Annotated in this window: 15 protein-coding genes and 1 riboswitch; of the genes, 8 read left to right on the top strand and 7 right to left on the bottom strand. The window is 34.8% G+C overall.

Going from position 1 to position 21320, the window contains the following annotated elements; translation table 11 throughout:
- The first annotated feature begins 62 nt into the window (after positions 1-62).
- Positions 63-2165 carry an ATP-dependent DNA helicase RecG gene (recG, locus tag OD90_RS00860; RefSeq protein ID WP_144665365.1) on the top strand — a complete coding sequence of 701 codons (2103 nt, stop codon included), beginning with the start codon at positions 63-65 and terminating at the stop codon, positions 2163-2165.
- 68 nt (positions 2166-2233) lie between these two features.
- Here recG and OD90_RS00855 read toward each other — a convergent pair whose 3' ends face one another.
- Positions 2234-4270, bottom strand: coding sequence for an endonuclease (locus tag OD90_RS00855; RefSeq protein WP_144665363.1), 2037 nt, complete (start codon positions 4268-4270; stop codon positions 2234-2236).
- A 311-nt stretch (positions 4271-4581) separates the two neighbouring features.
- On the opposite strand from OD90_RS00855, the gene pheT reads away from it, so the two are divergent.
- The 3 genes from pheT (at position 4582) to OD90_RS00840 (ending at position 8435) form a co-directional block, all read left to right on the top strand.
- The gene (pheT, locus tag OD90_RS00850; protein WP_144665361.1) at positions 4582-7008 is read left to right on the top strand and encodes a phenylalanine--tRNA ligase subunit beta; all 2427 of its coding nucleotides are present in this window, start codon (positions 4582-4584) and stop codon (positions 7006-7008) included.
- A gap of 185 nt (positions 7009-7193) precedes the next feature.
- Entirely contained in the window at positions 7194-7916 is a 723-nt protein-coding gene (locus tag OD90_RS00845; protein ID WP_144665359.1) for a hypothetical protein, read from the top strand.
- 3 nt (positions 7917-7919) lie between these two features.
- Positions 7920-8435 (top strand): putative signal transducing protein, encoded by a 516-nt coding sequence (locus OD90_RS00840; protein WP_144665357.1) that lies wholly within the window; start codon positions 7920-7922, stop codon positions 8433-8435.
- 72 nt (positions 8436-8507) lie between these two features.
- On the opposite strand, the gene OD90_RS00835 is transcribed toward OD90_RS00840, so the two are convergent.
- Entirely contained in the window at positions 8508-10127 is a 1620-nt protein-coding gene (locus OD90_RS00835; RefSeq protein ID WP_144665355.1) for an ABC-F family ATP-binding cassette domain-containing protein, read from the bottom strand.
- Between the two features lie 164 nt (positions 10128-10291).
- Here OD90_RS00835 and OD90_RS00830 point away from each other — a divergent pair, with 164 nt between their 5' ends.
- A complete protein-coding gene (locus OD90_RS00830; protein ID WP_144665353.1) occupies positions 10292-11695 on the top strand; it encodes a TlpA family protein disulfide reductase in 1404 nt (467 codons plus the stop codon).
- Between the two features lie 79 nt (positions 11696-11774).
- On the opposite strand, the gene fsa is transcribed toward OD90_RS00830, so the two are convergent.
- From fsa to OD90_RS00815, 3 genes are all read right to left on the bottom strand, one after another.
- A complete protein-coding gene (gene fsa / locus OD90_RS00825) occupies positions 11775-12431 on the bottom strand; it encodes a fructose-6-phosphate aldolase (protein WP_144665351.1) in 657 nt (218 codons plus the stop codon).
- Between the two features lie 77 nt (positions 12432-12508).
- Entirely contained in the window at positions 12509-13312 is an 804-nt protein-coding gene (locus OD90_RS00820) for an SDR family oxidoreductase (RefSeq protein WP_144665349.1), read from the bottom strand.
- 78 nt (positions 13313-13390) lie between these two features.
- Complete coding sequence (locus OD90_RS00815; RefSeq protein WP_144665347.1) at positions 13391-14623, bottom strand: ABC transporter permease; 1233 nt, start codon at positions 14621-14623, stop codon at positions 13391-13393.
- Here OD90_RS00815 and OD90_RS00810 point away from each other — a divergent pair, their 5' ends adjacent.
- Genes OD90_RS00810 through OD90_RS00800 form a run of 3 tightly spaced genes read left to right on the top strand, consistent with a single transcriptional unit; the run spans position 14624 to position 18058 of the window.
- The gene (locus OD90_RS00810; RefSeq protein WP_144665345.1) at positions 14624-15901 is read left to right on the top strand and encodes an exo-beta-N-acetylmuramidase NamZ domain-containing protein; all 1278 of its coding nucleotides are present in this window, start codon (positions 14624-14626) and stop codon (positions 15899-15901) included.
- Entirely contained in the window at positions 15894-16562 is a 669-nt protein-coding gene (locus OD90_RS00805; protein WP_144665343.1) for a hypothetical protein, read from the top strand. Before OD90_RS00810 ends, OD90_RS00805 begins: the two co-directional genes overlap by 8 nt.
- 50 nt (positions 16563-16612) lie before the next feature.
- On the top strand, positions 16613-18058 hold the full coding sequence (locus OD90_RS00800) for a S41 family peptidase (RefSeq protein ID WP_144665341.1): 1446 nt from the start codon (positions 16613-16615) through the stop codon (positions 18056-18058).
- A 71-nt stretch (positions 18059-18129) separates the two neighbouring features.
- Here the strand turns inward: OD90_RS00800 and OD90_RS00795 are convergent, their stop codons facing one another.
- Together OD90_RS00795 and OD90_RS00790 are read right to left on the bottom strand one after the other, a co-directional pair.
- On the bottom strand, positions 18130-19182 hold the full coding sequence (locus OD90_RS00795; RefSeq protein ID WP_144665339.1) for a DUF5074 domain-containing protein: 1053 nt from the start codon (positions 19180-19182) through the stop codon (positions 18130-18132).
- A gap of 8 nt (positions 19183-19190) precedes the next feature.
- Positions 19191-21062, bottom strand: coding sequence for a TonB-dependent receptor plug domain-containing protein (locus OD90_RS00790; RefSeq protein ID WP_144665337.1), 1872 nt, complete (start codon positions 21060-21062; stop codon positions 19191-19193).
- Between the two features lie 32 nt (positions 21063-21094).
- Positions 21095-21303, bottom strand: a riboswitch (cobalamin riboswitch).
- Between the last annotated feature and the right edge of the window lie 17 nt (positions 21304-21320).

Here is a 21320-nt window from a genome sequence, read left to right as displayed (position 1 = left end):
AACTTTTAAGCCACGCTATTCTTAATTGTAAATTTTGAATTAAAGGAAGTAACTTAGCAGTTATGAATCCCACATTTCTTCAAAAACCTATTGACTATCTCAAAGGAGTAGGTCCTAACCGGGCAGATTTACTACGATCTGAATTGGGAATTCAGACCTATCAAGATTTGATGCATTTTTTTCCAAACAGATACATTGATAAAACAACCTACTATACCATATCACAACTTGAACGCAATAGCGCAGATGTTCAGATTATAGGAAAAATCACAAGTATAAAAATGGTGGAAGGTAAAGGACGGAGACTTGTTGCTACATTTAAAGATGATGGAGGGAAAATGGATTTAGTATGGTTCCGGGGTCATAAGTGGATTAGAGAAAGTTTGAAATTAAATACTCCATATGTGATTTTTGGAAAGCTCAATTATTACAATGGCACCTTTTCTATGCCACATCCAGAAATAGAATTGCTTAAAGAACATGAGCAAAATATACGTTCTGCGATGCAACCTGTATATCCCTCTACTGAAAAACTTGCTGGAAGAGGAATCACTAATAAGGTTGTAAATTCTATCATGCAATCACTTTTTAAAGAGGCAAACAATCACCTATATGAAAGTTTATCAAAGCCTATTCTCTCTGAGCTTAAACTCATGTCAAAACGAGATGCGTTATTAAACATTCATTTCCCTCAATCTCAAGAACATCTAGCCCGTGCACAGTACCGTTTAAAATTTGAAGAATTTTTTTATATACAATTACAACTAGCCTTTAAGAATATAAATCATCGGTCTAAAATAAAAGGGTATCCATTTGAGAAAGTAGGATCACTTTTTACAACATTTTATAATAACCACCTTCCTTTTGAGCTAACTAATGCTCAAAAAAGAGTAGTCAAAGAAATACGCTATGATCTGGGTACAAATGCACAGATGAATAGACTTTTACAAGGAGATGTAGGGTCAGGTAAAACCATAGTCGCACTTTTGTCTATGATTATTGCTTTAGATAATAATTATCAAGCTTGTTTAATGGCGCCCACAGCCATACTAGCTGTACAACACTATACGGGACTAGTTGATTTATGTAAAGACTTGAATATCACAATCGCATTACTACAAGGTTCTACAAAAACTTCAGAACGCAAGAAAATACATGAACAATTAGAAAATGGGGAGCTAAATATATTAGTTGGTACGCATGCGCTATTAGAAGATAAAGTAAAATTTAAAAATCTTGGGCTCGCTGTAATAGATGAACAACATCGTTTTGGTGTTAAGCAACGTAGTAAATTATGGCACAAAAATGAGTTTCCTCCTCATGTGCTCGTCATGACTGCTACACCTATACCCCGTACACTTGCCATGACCGTTTATGGAGATTTAGACGTAAGTATAATTGATGAGTTACCGCCAGGGAGAAAAACTATAAAAACAGTACATCGCTATGATGCAAATAGACTAAAGGTGTTTAGATTCATTAAAGATGAAATTGAATTAGGGAGACAGGTTTATATAGTTTATCCATTAATTCAAGAAAGTGAGGCTATGGACTATAAAGATTTAATGGATGGTTATGAGAGTATCTCCCGAGAATTTCCAAAACCTCAATATCAAATTTCTATTGTTCACGGTAAAATGAAACCTGATGATAAGGATATTGAAATGAACCGATTTATCAAAGGTGAAACTCAAATTATGGTTGCCACAACCGTTATTGAGGTAGGAGTAAATGTTCCTAATGCATCCGTTATGATTATTGAAAGTGCAGAACGCTTTGGTTTAAGCCAGCTACATCAGTTACGTGGCCGCGTGGGGCGTGGAGCTGAGCAAAGCTATTGTATTTTAATGACTAGCCACAAATTATCAAGTGATAGTAAGGTGAGACTGGAAACTATGACTCGTACTAATGATGGCTTTGAAATAGCAGAGGTAGATTTAAAACTTAGAGGTCCGGGAGACATTACAGGAACGCAACAAAGTGGAGTCCTTAACTTGAAAATAGCTGATATCATTAAAGATAATGACATCTTAAAGATTGCAAGAAGTTATGCCTGGTCAGTCGTAAAGGATGATCCCAAATTTCAAAAAGAAGAAAATCAAATTATTCGCTTTATGTATGCACAGATGATGAAGTTCAAGAATATTTGGAGTTATATATCTTAATAAATTGTTTTGTGAAAAAAGGCCCGCAATTTAATTGCGGGCCTTTTTACTATCATAAAAATTGAACATTATTGTTTAATAAATTTCTTTTGTATTGTACGCTGTCCATCAGATATTTTAACGATGTATAGACCTGACTCTAGAGAAGGAAACTCTTTTCTGTTCTGGAAACGACCAGTTGACACTTGCTGTCCTAGCATGTTAAATAAACTATAATCTACTACACGTTTATCTGCTAGCTGCAAAACTAAAACAGATGCTTGCTCTTTGACCTGTAAATCAAACACAGCTTTTTCTGAGCTTAGAGTTCCCTCTGCTTTAACACCAGTTTGTGATGTAGCTGATGCTCTACTTGCTGAAATATTAATGGTATAATCCTCTACCTCTCCGTAACTAAATGCTTCACATGCTGTTGGATTTCCATTCCATTTCATTGCAACACGCATTCTTGTCATCCCTGTCATAGCAGATGAAGGAATATTAAAATTATAAGATAAATTTCCAGAGCTAGACGTTGATCCCATTACAACCTTCTCACCAGTTTCAAAAGTGGCATCCTGATTAAAATCAATCCAAACTGCCCAGTTTTCTGTGTATGATTGTCCAGAAAAACCTACACTTAATATAATTGTATTAGATCCATATCCAAGTGTAGCTGTTTGAGACATAAAATCACCATAACCACCATTAGATCCTGATGAATTGGTCATCCCCCCTAAACTCACTAAATCAATAAACTCATAACTTGCGTTTGATCCACTAGCATTACAATACACTAGAGGTTCTGGATCTGGTATAGGTGTTGATGAGTTTCCATCAAAGGTATGTGCACCTAGATCAGAAAATGTATTTGATACAAACGAATCCCATTCTGCTATTGTGTATGTAGTATTAGGTGCAGCTACAGTGCTTTTCCTTCTAAGCGTTTTATCCTTCCCGAAGTTTGCACTTCCTCCATTAAATACACCTACAACATCTATAAGTATTCCATTTTTAAAAAGACCTATAGCGTCGTTTCCATTAAAACTTAAAGCACTGTTTGAGGTGCTTACGTCTGCATTATTTATAATCCCACTAGATGCACTGCTGTTTGCAATAACAAATACAGAAGTATTAGCTACGATTCCAGAAAGGCTATAACCAGTACTCCAACTGCCTGCTCCGTTAGTTTGCTTACGTAGCTCATATCCATCTAAATTTACGTTAGCACTTGTAAAGTTTGCAATCTCAATAGCTTTGTTATAAGAAGAACCCTCCACATATTCAGAAATAAACAAAGAATCTACGACATCAACACCACCGTCACCGCCGGTAGTATTTCCAAAACGATCTTCTGCCTGCACTCCACCCCAAATAGATGTTGCAAATGCAGGATTATCGATAAAGGGATTTCTATTACCTTGAATACCCGCTAAGATACTATTACGGTTGTCTTCAAAATCACTTACTGGATCCTCTGCATTCCATTGTAGAAAAAGATCAATCATACCTGTATCGCCTGAAATAGAATTACCTACGCCTACCACAGATGGTAAGCATCTGTTTCCATAACGCACATACATAAAGAGCACCATACGAGCCACATCTCCTTTCCACTCATCTCCAGGATAAAAATAGCCCTGTGGAGTAATCCCAGCCACTCCAGATCCATCTGCAAATCTTCTATTACTGCGAGAAGAATTTAATTCAATGTCTGCAGGTCTTATGTGATGGGCATCTGCCCCAGCACCTGTTGTGCCTAGATTAGGGTTTCCTAACGATTTAGGGTATACGTGCTCACGATTCCATTGTCCTGCACTACCGCCATTATTGTTTTTACTTCTTGAACGATCTGTCTTACTATTTCCATCTGTATCATTAGAACCGTAGATAAGCAATACATTATTACTATTCTGAGGATCAAGATCTGCCGCCTTTAAGGCTTCCCAAACTCCTGGAGTATAACTCAAAAAAGTAGTATGAGTATTTGTAACTTTAGTCGCCAGTTCATTTTTAAGGTTTTGGCCACTCAATGATATATCAACATCATTATAGTAGGGTGGCGCTTGCGCGAAAATTAATGTTGTTACAAAAACGTAACATAAAAAAAGTAATTGTTTCTTCATAACTGAACTTAATTTAATGCTTATTACACCTTAAAAAAGGATAACCATTTGTTGTTTAGATAGATGAGATTTTCATCATATTCAGGTCAATATATTCCAGTTTGTAAAATTGTATATTACTTTAATGTTATGTTTAAGATATTTTTTTTACATAATGTTAAGAAAGCTTAGGTTAAAGAAAAAAAGGCCATTCTGAATGAGTATCAAATTTTCGCCGAAAGGCATAAATTAACGATGAGATAACACACTACACGCTTTGCCTACTAGTGATCTTGTTCTATCTTTGACACCTCAAAAATTGCAACGCATTTATGAAAATTTCTTACAACTGGCTCAAACAATTTATTGATATAGACTGGTCTGCTGAAAAGACTGGAGAGCTGCTCACAGATTTAGGACTAGAGATCGAAGGGATACAAGCCTACCATAGTGTCAAAGGTGGACTTGAAGGTATTGTCATAGGACATATTCTTACATGTGAGCAACATAGCAATGCAGATAGACTAAAGGTTACAACTGTAGATATAGGAGGAGATGCTCCTGTACAGATTGTTTGTGGAGCTAAGAATGTTGCTGCAGGTCAAAAAGTACCTGTAGCTACTATAGGAACTACGTTATATACTCAAGAAGGTGAGGCTTGGACAATAAAAAAAGGAAAAATTAGAGGAGAAGAGTCTCATGGTATGATATGCGCAGAAGATGAGCTTGGTCTCGGAAACAGCCATGATGGTATTATGGTTCTTGATGATGCACTTATTCCGGGAACTGCAGCTGCAGCTGTGTTTGACATCGAAAATGACCAAGTTTTTGAAATAGGCCTAACACCCAACCGAGCAGATGCTATGAGCCACTGGGGTGTTGCTAGAGATCTAAAAGCAGGTTTATTACAGCATGAAATAAACAAAGCACTTATTACTCCCTCTACCTCTTCTTTTAAAATCGAAAAACGTCTTAATAAAATAGATGTAGAAGTACTAGATGGCGAGAAAGCGCCTAGGTATGCTGGCGTAGTCATTAGTGGCCTTAAGGTCACAGATTCACCAGAATGGTTACAGCATAAATTAAAAGCGATAGGGTTGTCTCCCATAAATAATATTGTAGATGTTACAAACTATGTTTTGCACGAATTAGGACAGCCATTGCACGCCTTCGATTTGAATAAAATTGCAGAAAATAAAATTGAAGTAAAAACGCTCGAGGCAGGTACTAAATTTACCACACTGGACGGAATAGAAAGAGAACTTCACGAAGAAGATCTTATGATTTGTGATGGAGAGAAACCCATGTGTATTGCTGGAGTTTTTGGAGGAGCAGATAGCGGTGTGACTGAAGCAACACAGTCAATTTTCTTAGAAAGCGCTTACTTTAACCCTGTTTCTATACGCAAAACAGCAAAACGACATGGTCTCAATACAGATGCATCTTTTCGTTTTGAACGAGGCATTGATCCTAATATAACAGAATACGCACTTACTCGTGCGGCTATCTTAATGATGGAAGTTGCCGGTGGAGAAATTACTAGTGAGATTGTAGACATTTACCCTAAGAAAATAGAGGACCAACAGGTTTTTCTCAACTTTGATAATGCTACTAAGCTTATTGGAGAAGAACTTCCAAGAGAGGTTATAAAAAGTATTTTAATGTCACTTGACATTAAAATAAATAACGTTACAGAAAGTGGGATCGGTATGACAATTCCAGCGTTTCGAAATGACGTTACCAGAGAAGCAGATGTTATTGAAGAAATTTTGCGTGTATATGGATATAATAATATCAACTTTGGAAATAAACTCAATGCTACGGTCTCAACCTCATCAAGGTTTGAAGATCATAAAATAACTAATGTAATAGGTAATCAACTTGCTTCACTCGGTTTTTATGAGATGATGGCAAATAGTCTTACAACTCCGAGCTACAGTACTCTATCAACAAATATAAATGAGCATCATCACGTTGAAATGCTAAACCCGCTTGGAAAAGAATTAAGTGTCTTAAGACAGTCTATGTTATTCTCCGGACTAGAGGCTATTTCATATAATGTAAACAGACGCAGAAGCAATGTTAAGCTATTTGAATTTGGGAAAACGTATCATAATTATAGTGATGGGTATCAAGAGGACAAACACTTGACGTTATTTGTTACGGGTCACAAAACAGAAGAAACTTGGTCAAGCAATAATGAAAGCACTAATTTCTTTTATTTAAAAGGTATCGTCAGTTCTATTTTTGAAAAATTAGGAATAAACAAATTAAAATCATCTGTAGCAATAAATGACATGTACTCAGATGCTATGGGCCTTTCCTTAGGTAAAAAACAATTAGTTACTTATGGTAAAGTAAGTAAAGCTGTTCTCAAGAAATTTGATCTAACGCAAGACGTTTATTTTGCTGATTTTAACTGGGATTACGTTTTGGAAATCGCTGCTCGAACTGATATTAAATTTAAAGAGATCCCAAAATATCCTTCTGTACGTCGTGATTTTGCTTTGCTTTTAGACAAAAAAGTGAATTTTGAAGAGATTACAAACATTGCAAATCAAACTGAGAAAAAATTACTAAAAGAGGTAAATCTTTTTGACGTTTATGAAGGTGCAAATCTTCCTGATGGCAAAAAAAGCTATGCGGTAAGTTTTTTATTGCAAGATGAAAAAAGCACACTTACCGATAAGCAAATCGATAAAACAATGAGTAAATTACAGCAACGTTTTGAGAGAGAACTCGGCGCTACGCTACGTTAAACATTAGATTTTCCATAACATCCCAATGTTCATATTGAACATTGGGATGTTATGTTTTAAAGCACATTGTTTTATTTCTGCCCATTATTATGCTATTCTAACACTTTTCATCTAGTAAGTATTCATAAAAATTGAAAGTTGCACGTTGACTCTCAATGTTTTGTATTGTATATTTAAAACAAAAAATGCTATTATCTAGAACAAACATTCATGAAAAACTACTTCATGAACGTCGTAAGAGCGAAACAGAACAAAATATTCTAGACCAAGTACTTCAGGTTTTTGAAAATGACCGCTTTCGCGAAAGTGGAATTTTAAACACATTAAAAGATTCATCAACTATCGGTTATAATGTATTTAATTTTGACTTGCTTGCTACCGATCGAATCTTCCACATTAACCAAATTAAAAAGATTTGTGTGGATTATAGGCTTCGTTTTTTAGACACAAAATACTTTAAAGGTAAGTACCCTCAAGGTGTTCTGGATGAAATTAAATACTTAGAAAACAAACACGCTACTGAACTAAATGGCTATAAGATAATAGCCCCTTCAAAAATGTTTGTGCTAGAAAAATCAGATGATCCGCTACTTTTTGCTCCTATAGGTAATGGGTATTATTATTTGATTCACAAATGGGGTAATGATTTAAGCCCGTTACGTAAGTGCTGGGCCTGGTCATTTAAATCTTTTGAAAATCTTATTATAACAATGATTGTTTTGAGCCTTTTTGCAACTTGGTTCGTTCCAGATGGCCTTTTTACGAAAAATCAAGATACATCACAGGATGTAATGGTTTTTTTCTTTATGTTTAAATCCATTGCTGCGGTGGTTCTTTTTTATGGCTTTGCACTAGGAAAGAACTTCAATAAAGCTATATGGAATAGTAAATATGACAAAACAAAATAATATATGAGTATACTTTCTGACTCTCAATATGAGAAAATTCACACAGGATCTGCTATTGAAACTAAAAGGTTACAATCTATTTTAGAGGAACATGAAATTTCAAGCATCGTGCGTGACGATAACGAGAGTGCAAAATTAGGCGGGTACGCACTAGGTTCTCCCGACAACACAAGATTATTAGTAGGAAAACAAGATATTATAAAGGCTAAACGTATTGTTGCGTCAACACTCCAGGACTTTGAGAATAATGCTATTTCTGCATCAGAGTTAGAAAATTTAGCCCAAAATACAAAAGCTGAACCTAAAATCACATATACAAGCAAAAAAGCGTCTGCTCCTTCAGAAGCTAAAAAAATCTCTAAGGGACTTGCTTTCTTCTATTTTTCATTTATAGCATATTCCTTGTGGAGACTGTACCCTCTTCTTGAGGGTGAAGAATTACCAATGTGGCGTATAGCGATAAGTGGGGCCTTAATAATCTTTTGCCTATATAGATTAATAGAGTTTTTTAAAAAATAAATTAATTGTAAACTAAAAAAGCCCAAAACATATGAGTTTTGGGCTTTTTTAGTTTGTAAAATATATTAATACTTATACATACATCGCGTCACGCTGTTCCTTTATTTTTTTATCACTCATATACTCATCAAAGTTTATAAAGCGATCTATGACTCCTGTGGGTGTGAGCTCGATTACTCTGTTTCCTACGGTGCTAGCAAATTCATGATCGTGCGTTGTCAACATCACCGTGCCTTTAAAATTTTTGAGTGCATTATTAAAGGCTGTGATCGATTCTAAGTCTAGGTGGTTTGTAGGCTCGTCTACCATTAAGATATTAGCACGTTTCATCATCATACGAGAAATCATACAACGTACCTTCTCTCCTCCTGATAAAACATTTGATTTTTTAAGAGCTTCCTCTCCACTAAAAATCATTTTACCTAAAAAGCCTCTCAAAAACACTTCTTCACGTTCCTCTTCAGTCTGTGCGTATTGACGTAACCAATCTACCAAGTTTAAACTTCCATCTTGAAAGAATGAAGAGTTATCTAAAGGTAAGTACGATTGAGTGGTAGTTACTCCAAAATCGTAAGTACCAGCATCAGCCTTTTGATTGCCATTAATGATTTCATAAAATGCTTGTGTAGCACGGCTATCGCGAGAAAAGATTACAGCTTTATCTCCTTTATTAAGGTTGATATCAATATTCTTAAATAACACTTCTCCATCTAAGGAAGCAGATAGACCTGAACAACTAAATATTTGATCTCCTGCTTCTCTATCGCGATCAAAAATTATCCCTGGATAGCGACGGCTAGATGGCTTAATAGTTTCTATATCTAGCTTGTCGATCATCTTTTTACGAGATGTTGCTTGTTTTGACTTTGCCACATTTGCAGAAAATCGAGCGATAAATTCTTGTAATTCCTTTTTCTTTTCTTCTGCCTTTTTATTTTGTTGTGCACGCTGCCTAGCTGCTAATTGAGATGATTCATACCAAAAGGTATAATTCCCGCTATAATGTGTAATTTTATTGTGGTCTATATCTGAGATATGTGTACATACAGCGTCTAGAAAGTGACGGTCGTGAGAAACGACAATAACACAATTATCATAATTTGCTAAGAAATTTTCTAGCCAATTAATTGTTTCATAATCTAAGTCATTGGTAGGCTCATCCATAATGAGTACATCTGGATTTCCAAAAAGAGCTTGCGCAATCAATACACGAACACGTTGCTTACCGTCTAGATCTGCCATAGACGTAAAATGCAAATCTTCTTTAATTCCAAGGTTAGACAACATTACAGCAGCGTCTGTATCTGCATTCCAGCCGTTCATTTCTTCGAACTGTACCTGTAGCTCCCCTATTCTATCTGCATTTTCATCAGAATAATCTGCGTACAGTGCATCTATCTCTGCCTTAATCTTATATAAAGGCTTATTTCCCATCACTACAGTTTCAAGTACGTTATACTCATCATACGCGTAGTGATTTTGTTCTAAGACAGACATACGTTTTCCTGGCTCTAAATGTACGTGGCCAGAGGTAGGGTCTTGCTGCCCTGTAAGAATTTTTAAAAATGTAGACTTACCAGCACCATTAGCACCTATTATACCATAGCAATTACCTGAGGTGAATGAAGTATTTACTTCATCAAATAATACACGTTTACCAAATTGAACTGAAAGATTAGAAACTGATAACATAAAGCACCTTATTTTAAGCGTGCAAAAATACCTATAATTAAAGAAATATAATAGTACACAACCTAAAATGCTTTTAACTTCTCATTAACAACTACCCAAATTCATTAAAGTTACTTTTGAAAATACTGCAAACACCTTAGATGGTGTAAAGAAGTACTTGATTTATGAAATACGTTGCTGCCCTTATAATCATATTTACCCTCTGTAACAGTTGTGATTCTAGTGAATCTACAAAAGCCAACGGAACCTTTTTAAGTGGAGAGATTATCAATCCTGTCCAGAGCTATATATTGCTTTATAAAAATGAAAAAGTTACTGATAGTATTCCTCTTGATAGAAGAAATAAATTTTCGTATACTTTTTCAAATCTAGAAGAAGGACTTTACCGTTTTGTACACGGAGAGTTTCAATTACTACATATAGAAGAAGGAGATAGTTTACTACTACGTGTAAATACTAAAGAGTTTGATGAATCCCTTACATTTTCTGGCTATGGTGCTGCAAAAAATAATTTTCTAATAAATAAATTCTTACACTGGGAAGAAGAAAATAATTTCTTAAAACAACGATATCAGAAAAACCCTGAAAATTTTGAAAAGATGCTTGACTCCATGGCGATAGTTCATACACGGGGGCTCAATGAATTTCTTGCAAAAGAAAATTTTTCTGACAATTTTTCTGAAATAGCTTCTGCAGCAAGCGTGTTAGATAATTATCAGCGTAAAGAGTGGTATCCTTTTGCTAGGTATGGAGAAGATAAATATGAATTCATAAAAAATCTTAACCCTAATTTTTACAATTTTCGCGAAAGCGTAGATCTAAATAATAGAAATATTGAAGAGCTTTTTAGTTTTCAAAGGTATGTGAATAGTTATATGAATAACCTCGCATATATGGAATATGGAGATCAACATAATTTTGACAGAACTTCATATCTTCATAATCATCACAAAGTGAAAATGATAGATAGTCTTATCACTAATAGCAGGCAGAAAGAACGCATGCTCAAACAAGTTGCACGCATTTTTATCGCAAACAGTAATGACCTAAAGAAAGTTGATGCTCTTTTTGATGAAATAAAAGAAGTCTCCTCCTCTCAAGAAACTATCGAGGCTCTTAATGATACCTATGCAAATAATAAAAGTATGCAAGCTGGGAATAAAATTCCAAAACTTGCTGTCTTGAATACTGAGGGGAAAGCAAATATTATGAGTAAAGCTTTTGAAAGCCCTTCTGTATTATACTTTTGGTCTTATTTAAATTTACCTCATATGAAAAGCTCTCACCAAAAGGCTGCAGAACTACAAAAGAAGTATCCTGAGTTTAATTTTGTGGGAATAAATATAAATACAGAACAAGACACATGGCTTAAGCATTTACAAAAAAACGGCTATTCTTCTCAAAAAGAATTTCGATTTCTAAATCCTAAACAAGCTAGAAAGCAACTAGTAATCAATGATATAAATAAAACTATTGTCCTTGATAAAAATGGAACTATTTTAAATAGTCACGCAAATCTTCAAAATGCAAAATTTGAAAATGACTTAATAGCTTATTTAAAGTTATAGCTTTCATAAATTACCTTGCAAAAACAAGAAAGCCTTCAATTAGTAATTGAAGGCTTTCTTGTTTAAACTAGCGTCGCAGTTATTGATTTCCTTTCTCATAATCTGCAAGAAATTTTGCAAGACCACTATCTGTAAGTGGGTGTTTTAATAGTCCTTCTATAGAAGACAATGGGCCTGTCATGACATCTGCTCCTATTTTGGCACAGTCTATTACATGCATTGTGTGACGTACAGAGGCTGCTAGAATTTGAGTTTCAAACATATAATTATCGTAGATATGTCGTATTTCTGCAATAAGATTTAATCCATCTGTTGAGATATCATCTAATCTCCCTATAAAAGGAGAAACATAGGTTGCTCCAGCTTTTGCCGCTAGCAATGCTTGACCACTTGAAAACACCAGTGTGCAATTGGTTCTTATTCCCTTGTCACTAAAATATTTAATTGCCTTAATACCATCTTTTATCATAGGTACTTTCACTACAATTTGATCATGAAGTCTAGCGAGTTCTTCCCCTTCCTTAATCATATCATCGTACTCTGTAGAAATAACTTCTGCACTCACATCGCCAGTAACTATCTCACAGATATCCTTATAATGTTGTAATATATTATCTAGTCCTGTGATTCCTTCTTTTGCCATTAATGATGGGTTTGTTGTCACACCATCAAGAACTCCTAGATCTTGAGCCTCTCTAATTTGGTCAAGATTTGCGGTATCTATAAAAAATTTCATCGATTCGTTTTTGGTTATACACAAATGTAATCAAAACGTTAACCTTGTCCTTTTCTAATACTCTAATTGTTTGTTAACTACAGATCATAGTGGTTGAGTAATAACTTTTCATACCATGTATCCGGAAGTATCCTTTTAAGCGCTATACTAAAGCGTTGCATAAAAAATCCCACACGGTAATGCACTTTTGGATTTTTAGTCTTCATGATGCGATGTATAACCTTTGCCATCACAAGCGGGCTCATACCATCGTCTACATGTTTATCCATAAGAGAGAGCGTGTTTTTATAGTTTTCGCGATAGGGAGAGTCATCTAGTAATGGAGCATGATATCTACCAGCAGCAATGTTTGTAGCAAAATCTCCTGGTGCAACTGTAGTCATTTTCACATTAAACTCTTTAAGTTCCATGCGATACGCTTCTGTAGTAATACCTAGTGCTCCTTTTGTGGCAGAATAGATTCCTCTGTAAGGCAGCCCCATATATCCTGCTATAGAAGTTATATTTATAACCATCCCACTTCGACTACTACGCATAGTAGGAAGTACTGCTTTAATAACTTCTAATGCCCCAAAATAGTTGGTCTCAAAAACTCTTTTAGTTTCTGCATCTGGTGTCTCTTCTAAGGGACCTGTAATACCCATACCGGCATTATTTATAAGATAATCAATTTTCCCTTCTTTTGCTATGATATTTTTAACTGCTGCAGTTATTGTTTCTGGCTTTGTGACATCTAATGCCACCATATGCACTCCTTTTTCAGAAGACTTTTTAGGGTTTCTGCTAGTGCCATAAGTAATATAAGATTGAGCAACGAGGTGTTGTGCTATAGCTTGACCTATTCCAGAGGAAGCGCCAGTAATGAGTACGACTTTAGACATAGATAGTTTTAAAATTCGGCAAAGATAATACTTGATAAATAGTTTTTGGTTTTACGCTTTCGCGAAAGCGTAGCTCTATTAATCAAATCGCATTGCTTTTACAGGACTTATTTTTGTAATGATAAACGATGGAACCAATAACATTAAAACACAAACTATAAAAACACCTAGGTTTAGGGCAAGAATATATCCTAACTCTAACACAACGGGTGCTTGTTTTACATAATAGGTAGCGGGGTTGAGCGTAATCACACCAAAATATTTTTGAATTGCTAATAACCCTAGACCTATAAGATTTCCCCAGAATAATCCGAGACCTATGAGATACATCGCATTATATAAAAACACTTTGCGTATACTCCAATCTGAACTTCCTAAAGCCTTTAAAACTCCTATCATTTGTGTGCGTTCAAGAACTAAAACTAATAAGGCTACTATCATATTTATACCCGCCACAAGTATCATTACAATGATGATCAAAATCATATTAAAGTCAAACAGCTTGATCCACTCAAAAATGTTATAGTTCTTTTGAATTACAGATATAGATCTTAAGGTAGATCCCGTATTTTTATATACTTCATTGTTAACGCGCTCTATCTCATCAAAATCATCTATAAAAACTTCAAAAGCTCCTACTTCATCCTTTTCCCATTTATTGATACGGGTAAGTTGGCGTCTATCTGCCATGATATACACCTTATCAAATTCTTGAAAAGCACTTTCATAAAGGCCTACAATATCAAGTCGCAAAGGTCTAAACTTGCCACTTTCTTGATTTACAAAATAAATAATAGCCTTATCGCCTACTGTTAGGTTAAGCCTATTTGCTAGATACGTACTCATTAGAGTCTCTGTAGTTATTTGCCCCGTAAAATCTGGCTTACGGCCATCAACTATGTAATTTTCTATACGAGACCAATCGTAATCATCCCCCAGGCCTTTTACCATTACTCCTTCAAACGTTTCGGCTGTACGTATAATTCCGGCACGAGTCGTAATCGCCTGTACGTGCGTCACCTCTGGCACAGAGGTAAAATCTGGATAAAAATCTTGATTAATTGATACTGGATTTACAGTTTCCTCACTGTCATTACCATCAAAATTAGATACCAGCATATCTCCAGAAAAGGCAGAAACCTTTTGTCTTATTTCTCTTTGCAATCCTAACGTTATAGAAATAGCAACTAGCATCATCACCATTCCTAGTGCAATGGCTACTATGGCAATTTTAATTATCGTGCTGGAAGCACTACTTTTATACGATGTCTCGCCATTAAGGCGTTTTGCTATAAAATATTCAAGATTCAAATGCGTTTACTTTTTATCAAAAATACCGTTTTTTTAACGCTCTTACTTCTTATTTCTTGCGCAAATAAGGGAGGCGGGAATAACGCTTTCGCGAAAGCGAATATTCATAAAGAAAAAGACTCTACAAAAGCTAAGGTGTTTACTCAACAACAAAACTTAAAAATCTTAGTAGGGGCAAATCAAACAGAACAATATTTTCCACTATTACGTGGAAAGAATGTAGGAGTTGTGACTAATAAAAGTGGACTTATATTTAGAACGTATCCACATTCTGAAGAAGAAAGTATACACTTAGTAGACTCACTTTTAACTAGCGGTATAAATGTATCAAAAGTATTTTCTCCTGAGCACGGTTTCCGGGGTGATGTAGATGCTGGAGAAGATGTAAAAGATGGTAAGGATCCAAAAACTGGATTAAACATTATATCTATTTATGGTAATAATAAAAAACCTTCACAGGAGCAATTAGAAGGGTTAGACATTCTACTTTTTGATATACAGGATGTAGGTGTACGATTTTACACGTATATCTCGACACTCACTTATGTGATGGAGGCTGCGGCTGAAAAGGACATCCCTTTAATTGTTTTAGATAGACCTAATCCTAATGCGCATTATATTGATGGTCCTACCTTAAGAAAAGAACATAGTAGCTTCTTGGGTATGCATGAAATACCACTTGTTTATGGAATGACAATAGGCGAGTATGCAAAAATGATTAATGGTGAAAAATGGCTTAAGAACAATGTTAAGACAGATCTTAAAGTTATTCCATTAAGAAATTGGAAATATACGACTACATACAAGCTACCTGTGCGCCCTTCTCCAAATTTACCTAATAGCAAAAGTATTAACCTCTACCCTAGTTTAGGCTTTTTTGAAGGTACGACCGTTAATGCAGGAAGAGGAACTGAAATGCAATTTCAAATTTTTGGAGCACCAGATTTTTCTAAGTCTCAATTTACATATGCATATACACCGCAACCTAACTTTGGAGCAAAGTCTCCAAAGTATAATGGATTATTATGTAACGGAAAGGACTTACGAGAAGTAGATGATCTATCCTCTGTAAATCTACAGTGGCTTATAGAAGCATATAAGGCAAGTAATGATAAAGATTCGTTTTTTAAAACAGCGAGTTTTACACTACATGCTGGAACAGAAGATTTACAAAAAGCAATTGAAGCTGGAATTCCATTTGAGGAAATAAAAAGTAGTTGGACAGAAGATATAGAGCACTTTAAAAAAATACGTTCTAAATATCTTTTATATGAGTAGAACCAAATTTCATGATGTATTAAAATCGGAATTACACACTCTTTTCAAGAAATACGAAAATCATATTGAAGATGAGCACCTAAGAAAAATTATTCTAAGAGGATTTGCTTACTCAACAGTTAATACTCATGCAAAACTGCTTATTATGGGCATTAACCCCTCAGAGCGTGTAGATTTTTTGCGATCTGATGGTTTATCTTATAATTATGATGAATTAGAAAGAGATAGATATTTTAAAAAATTTCATAATTTACTTAAACCCTATGACGGTCTGGTATCCTATTGCGACCTTTTCTATCAAAAGCATTCTGAGCAAAAAGAAATTAATGCTTTTCTAAAAAATAATATAGGCAGAGGGTTTTTAAGAGAACAACTTGATATCACAAAAAACATAATAAGCCATACATCTCCTCGGCTTATCTTATTATTCAATAGAAAGGCTTCTTTATTTTTTACTAAGGAATGGATAGGGTATGAAGTTGAGAGTATAAGTGATGGGTCTTACTTTTACAAAAGCGGGATAGAAGATTTATATCATCTAAAGGGTTCTAATACATATATTTATTTCTCTACTTTTATAGGATACCGTACTCGAAAAAATGATTTGCAAAAACTTAATACTGAAGTTTCTAAATTATTGCTATTACTTAAAAACTTTTAATTTAACAGAAATAGGTAACTTTTACGTTAGTTAATTATATTTGAAATACTATGATAAAAAAATCCCCATTGTTACTTGCCATTTGTGGCTTACTTATTTTTTCAAGCTGCGATGACGATCTTGATGATATTATAAGACCTGCTAGTACTCTTGAAATATCAGATTTCATATATAGAGGCCTCAACATATGGTCTCTATATAAAGCAGATGTACCAGAGCTGGCAAACGACTTTTTTGACACTGAAAATGAACGACTAGAATATTTAGCTCAGTTTGAATCTCCAGAAGCTACATTTGATGCTTTAATTTCACCAAGAGATCGTTTTAGCGTTTTAAGAAGCGATTACATTGAATTGGAGAATGCACTTTCTGGAATTAGAACCTCAAACGGGATGAATTTCTCACTGTTTATAGACCCTACAGATGATACTAAGGCTTTTGGAGCAGTTAGATATGTAGTAAATGATAGTCCAGCAGATCAAGCAGGTGTTGAAAGAGGAATGTTATTTACGATGGTTGATGGTTTTGCATTACAAGATCCTTCTGGGAGTGCAATTACTTCTGATACAAGTTTCATTGAGTTCTTCTCTCCAGAAACTTATTCTATAAGCTTAGCCACATTTGATGACACTAATGGTTTCACATTAACTGGAGAAGAAATCGTATTAAATAAAACAGAGCTTACCATTAACCCTGTTCATACAACAAAAGTTCTTAATGTAGACGGCGAGTCTGTAGGTTATTTACACTATACTAGCTTTACAAATGAGTTTGACCCGGCACTCAATGAGGCTTTTGCACAATTTCAAAACGCAGGAGTTACTGATCTTATTCTAGACTTAAGATACAATGGTGGAGGTTCTGTAGAAACGGCTAATGATCTTTCTACTATGATTACAGGTCAATTTGAAGGACAAGAATTTATCACCCAGCAATATAATGCAGATAGAAATCCAGATAACGAAACAATAAGATACTTCAATAACAACTTAGGCTCTTCAGCTAGTGGCGCTAGCATTAATAGCCTCGGTTTAAATAAGGTTTACATTCTTACAACAAATCGCACTGCCTCTGCGAGTGAACTCATTATAAGTGGACTAAATCCTTATATTGAGGTGATACAAATAGGAACCAATACGACTGGAAAATTTGAAGGCTCTTTTTTATTATATGATGCTCCAGACTTTAGACGCGCTAATGCAAACCCAAATCATAGATACGTAATGCTACCGCTAACTTTCAAATCTGTAAATGCAAATGGCCTAACTGATTACTTTGATGGATTTACTCCTGAAATAGAAATTGTAGAGAACTTCAGAACGTATGGAACCTTAGGTGAACCTGGAGAACCATTACTCGATGCTGCAATAAATGCTATTTTAAATGGTAGAAGCTTGAGCAAGATCTATAATGGCGAACACACTCCTACTCTATTTGATAATGAGCAAACAGAGGCTTTATACCAACGCATGATTACCGAGCCGAGTATAGAATAAAAAATACATTTAAAAAAATGGCGAGCAGAAATGCTCGCCATTTTTTTATAATTATTATTTACTTGAGACTATTAGTTCAAATAAATTTGGTCTGGAATAACTCCTAGTTCTATGGTATTGAAAATTCTCAAAGAGCTAAGGTTATAGATCACCAGCTCCCCGTTACTATTAAAATCCCCAGCATCGACGCCTAAAATGGCATTGCCAGAAACTTTCATGTTAAAGAAATTGAGGCCACTTAATATAGATTCAGTAGGAACCTCGAAGTCAAAGCTATTCCCTTCATATACTTCACCATTGTTATAATAATATACATTACCGTTTTCGATATTTAAAGCACTAGGGTGCACTGTTGTATCAAAATTAAATGTTTCAGAAACTTCGTTTGAAGTGGTACTAATAACAGAAATACTTCCGTTCGTTTCTTCACCAGTATATGATGGTGCTCCACCAGACAAAATCCACAAATTACCTTGTGCATCAAAATCGTAACTGTTAGGAACATCTCCTATTGATAATGTAGAAATAATTTCGTCCGAGAGGGTATCTATAACTGAGACTTCATTATTCACATTATAGCCACCTTGATGCAGTACATACACAACAGAACCTGCCCTAGCAATTTTTTCTGGACCCTCGCTTACGGTGATTTCTTTAATTATTTCATTAGTATCAAGATCAATCACAGCTATATAATCGTCTGATGGATTATTAGGATCCCCCCAATTTGACACATAACCTTTTCCATTTACAGCTTGAAAAAATCTTGGATTATTTAAACCATCTTCAATACGGCCCATTTCTGTAAAGGTAAACCTATCTACAACGGTGATACGATTACTCACATTAGCAACGACATAAGCTTTGTTTTCATAAAAGCCTATAGCATTTATAACATTACCTAGGTTGTCTTCATTTACATTTTGAAAAATTGTATTCTCTGCTTCTGATAAGTTTGGATCAACGTAAGACACAGAACCAAAACCATTATTAAATGGACCTTGATTTGTTATAAGAAGTCCATATTGATAGTCACCAAGTGGTTCAAAATCTGGAATATCATCATTTTCACAAGAGTAAATTAGTAAAGCAGTAATTGTAATAAATAGAATTTTTAATTTCATAACTAGTTTTAAAATGTATAAGTGGTTTGTATTAATAAATTTTGACCTGGATTAGGTCTAAAAGCGACTGTTTCATAATTTGTATTGAGTGCATTATTTAATCTAGCCGTAATAGACATCTTATTATTTTTTTTATTTAATATACTTGCTGTTAAACCAGTATGTATCAAATAGTATCCCTTCACAGTAGCAGTATGGTCAGAAGTAGTAAATACATTACTTTGAACTATATTCTGAGCAAAAAACTGTATCCAATTATATCTATGCGTAATAGAAAAAGTAGCCTTATGTTTAGGCACATAAATAAGTTGTTTATTTGTAGATATATCTTTTGCGATCGTATGACCATACCTCACATCTGTTTCAAAGTAATGTTTACCTAATTGTATATGATAGGTTCCTGAAAATTCAATACCATAATGTTTTGCATCGGCAATATTAACTGGAATCCAAATCCCACTCGTATTGGGTTGCCATCTTATAAGATCTTTAGTTTGTATATAATAACCTCTAAGATCAAGTAGTACTTCTTTAAAGTTTAATTTCTGTCCTACATCGACTTGCAAACTGGTTTCTGGTAGCAGATTAATATTACCCATGGAACCCGCACCCTCCCAATAGAGATCATTAAATGTAGGAATTCTATAGTTCCGTGAAGCGTTCAAGGAGAGGATATAGCGCGGGTTTTTATTTGCTTTCGCGAAAGCGTATTCTACCCCTAGACTTAACAAAAAAGGACTCTTGTAGTTGTCTATAAATTCTTGCCTCATTTGTAACTCGTAATTAAGCTGGTCATTTAGCCTATGCTTCCACAAGGCAATGGCAGAAGTACTTTTTCTTGAAGATTTTTCGATAGAACTACCATCTCCAGAAATAGCATTAAACTCTCCAGAAAGTGTTAGATTTTTAGAATTATCTATACGTATAGCCCCATCGTAGTGTGCTACATACCTACTTGATTTACCTAAACTATATTGATCCTTATTATCATTGTTTGCAAAGTATTTAAATTGCTCAAAAATATGCCCAATTTTAAGTGATCCTTTATAATCAGATCGTTTTTGATCCCAAATAGCTAGTGTCTTTGACGTCCTATCTTCATAAGCATCATCACTAGGTGCGGTAAGAGTACCAGAAAAATTACGGTCCCCTACGTACGTATTATGATGGAATTTTACGACATTTTTAGAGACTAAGGAGGAGGATAACGTATAGCCAAAATTTAAACTAGCATCTAAATTTTCAAAAGAGCCATTTTCATTACGCCTATCAGATTCTAAATATTTGAAATCATTGTCACTAGACTGATAATCCACTCCAAGATCTACATATATTTTTTCCTTAGCAACTATTGTTTTTGCTGCCGCAACCTTTGTATTGAAACTCCCGTACCCTGCTATTATACTGGTTGTATTTGCTTTATTAAAAGATATTTTATTTTCTAAATGAACACTTCCTCCTACTGCGCCAGATCCATATATAATACTTCCACCACCTGACCTAACAGTAATGTTACTATAATTTCTAGAAGAAATCGTATTGAAATCCGTCTGTCCTGTTAATTGACTATTTACATTAATACCGTTCCAAACAACCGCAGTCTGTTGCGCACTTGTGCCTCTAAATGATGGTGAGGAAACACCACCAGGCCCATTATCTTTAAAATAAATTAAACTATTTGCACTAAGTATTTCTGTTAGAGAAGTTTTAGATCCTTTTATGATACTATCTGTAATCGTGTGTATAGAAACTCCTGTACTATGCTTCTGTAACTTTATGTCACTGAGAATCACCTCTGGCAGGTACTGCAGAGTATCTATTTGGGAAGTTGCACTTGTAATACAAAGCACAAAGATTAAAATTGTAAATATATCTTTCATTCATCTACCGACTTTTTACCCGAAAGTCGCTGGATTTTATGTTCAATCATGGCAGGTCTCCTGGCTTGCTTTTGTTGCACCTTCCCATCTTTACACCTTAAGACAGTGGTTATGTATTTGCAACTAGCCCTTTCAAGGACTTAGCTCACAGTTGCGGGAACAGCTTCCGATTATTGACGGAATTCCCTTTTAATCTTCAACACTTGTGAAGTGTATCAGAACCAAAAATTTCAAGGCAAATATAACTAACTTCTATGT

This window comes from Dokdonia sp. Hel_I_53, assembly GCF_007827465.1.
Lineage (GTDB): Bacteria > Bacteroidota > Bacteroidia > Flavobacteriales > Flavobacteriaceae > Dokdonia.
The sequence above is the reverse complement of the archived record's forward strand: the minus strand, read 5'-3'. Positions and strand labels throughout refer to the sequence as shown.

Bases quoted from the DNA above. Each gene is read 5' to 3' on its own strand.
- OD90_RS00820 (WP_144665349.1), bottom strand. From the start codon at position 13,312: ATGTCTAAAGTCGTACTCATTACTGGCGCTTCCTCTGGAATAGGTCAA.
- OD90_RS00805 (WP_144665343.1), top strand. From the start codon at position 15,894: ATGAGTAGAACCAAATTTCATGATGTATTAAAATCGGAATTACACACT.
- OD90_RS00835 (WP_144665355.1), bottom strand. From the start codon at position 10,127: ATGTTATCAGTTTCTAATCTTTCAGTTCAATTTGGTAAACGTGTATTA.
- OD90_RS00845 (WP_144665359.1), top strand. From the start codon at position 7,194: ATGCTATTATCTAGAACAAACATTCATGAAAAACTACTTCATGAACGT.
- OD90_RS00810 (WP_144665345.1), top strand. From the start codon at position 14,624: ATGCGTTTACTTTTTATCAAAAATACCGTTTTTTTAACGCTCTTACTT.
- OD90_RS00790 (WP_144665337.1), bottom strand. From the start codon at position 21,062: ATGAAAGATATATTTACAATTTTAATCTTTGTGCTTTGTATTACAAGT.
- OD90_RS00830 (WP_144665353.1), top strand. From the start codon at position 10,292: ATGAAATACGTTGCTGCCCTTATAATCATATTTACCCTCTGTAACAGT.
- recG (WP_144665365.1), top strand. From the start codon at position 63: ATGAATCCCACATTTCTTCAAAAACCTATTGACTATCTCAAAGGAGTA.
- OD90_RS00795 (WP_144665339.1), bottom strand. From the start codon at position 19,182: ATGAAATTAAAAATTCTATTTATTACAATTACTGCTTTACTAATTTAC.
- pheT (WP_144665361.1), top strand. From the start codon at position 4,582: ATGAAAATTTCTTACAACTGGCTCAAACAATTTATTGATATAGACTGG.
- OD90_RS00840 (WP_144665357.1), top strand. From the start codon at position 7,920: ATGAGTATACTTTCTGACTCTCAATATGAGAAAATTCACACAGGATCT.
- OD90_RS00800 (WP_144665341.1), top strand. From the start codon at position 16,613: ATGATAAAAAAATCCCCATTGTTACTTGCCATTTGTGGCTTACTTATT.
- fsa (WP_144665351.1), bottom strand. From the start codon at position 12,431: ATGAAATTTTTTATAGATACCGCAAATCTTGACCAAATTAGAGAGGCT.
- OD90_RS00855 (WP_144665363.1), bottom strand. From the start codon at position 4,270: ATGAAGAAACAATTACTTTTTTTATGTTACGTTTTTGTAACAACATTA.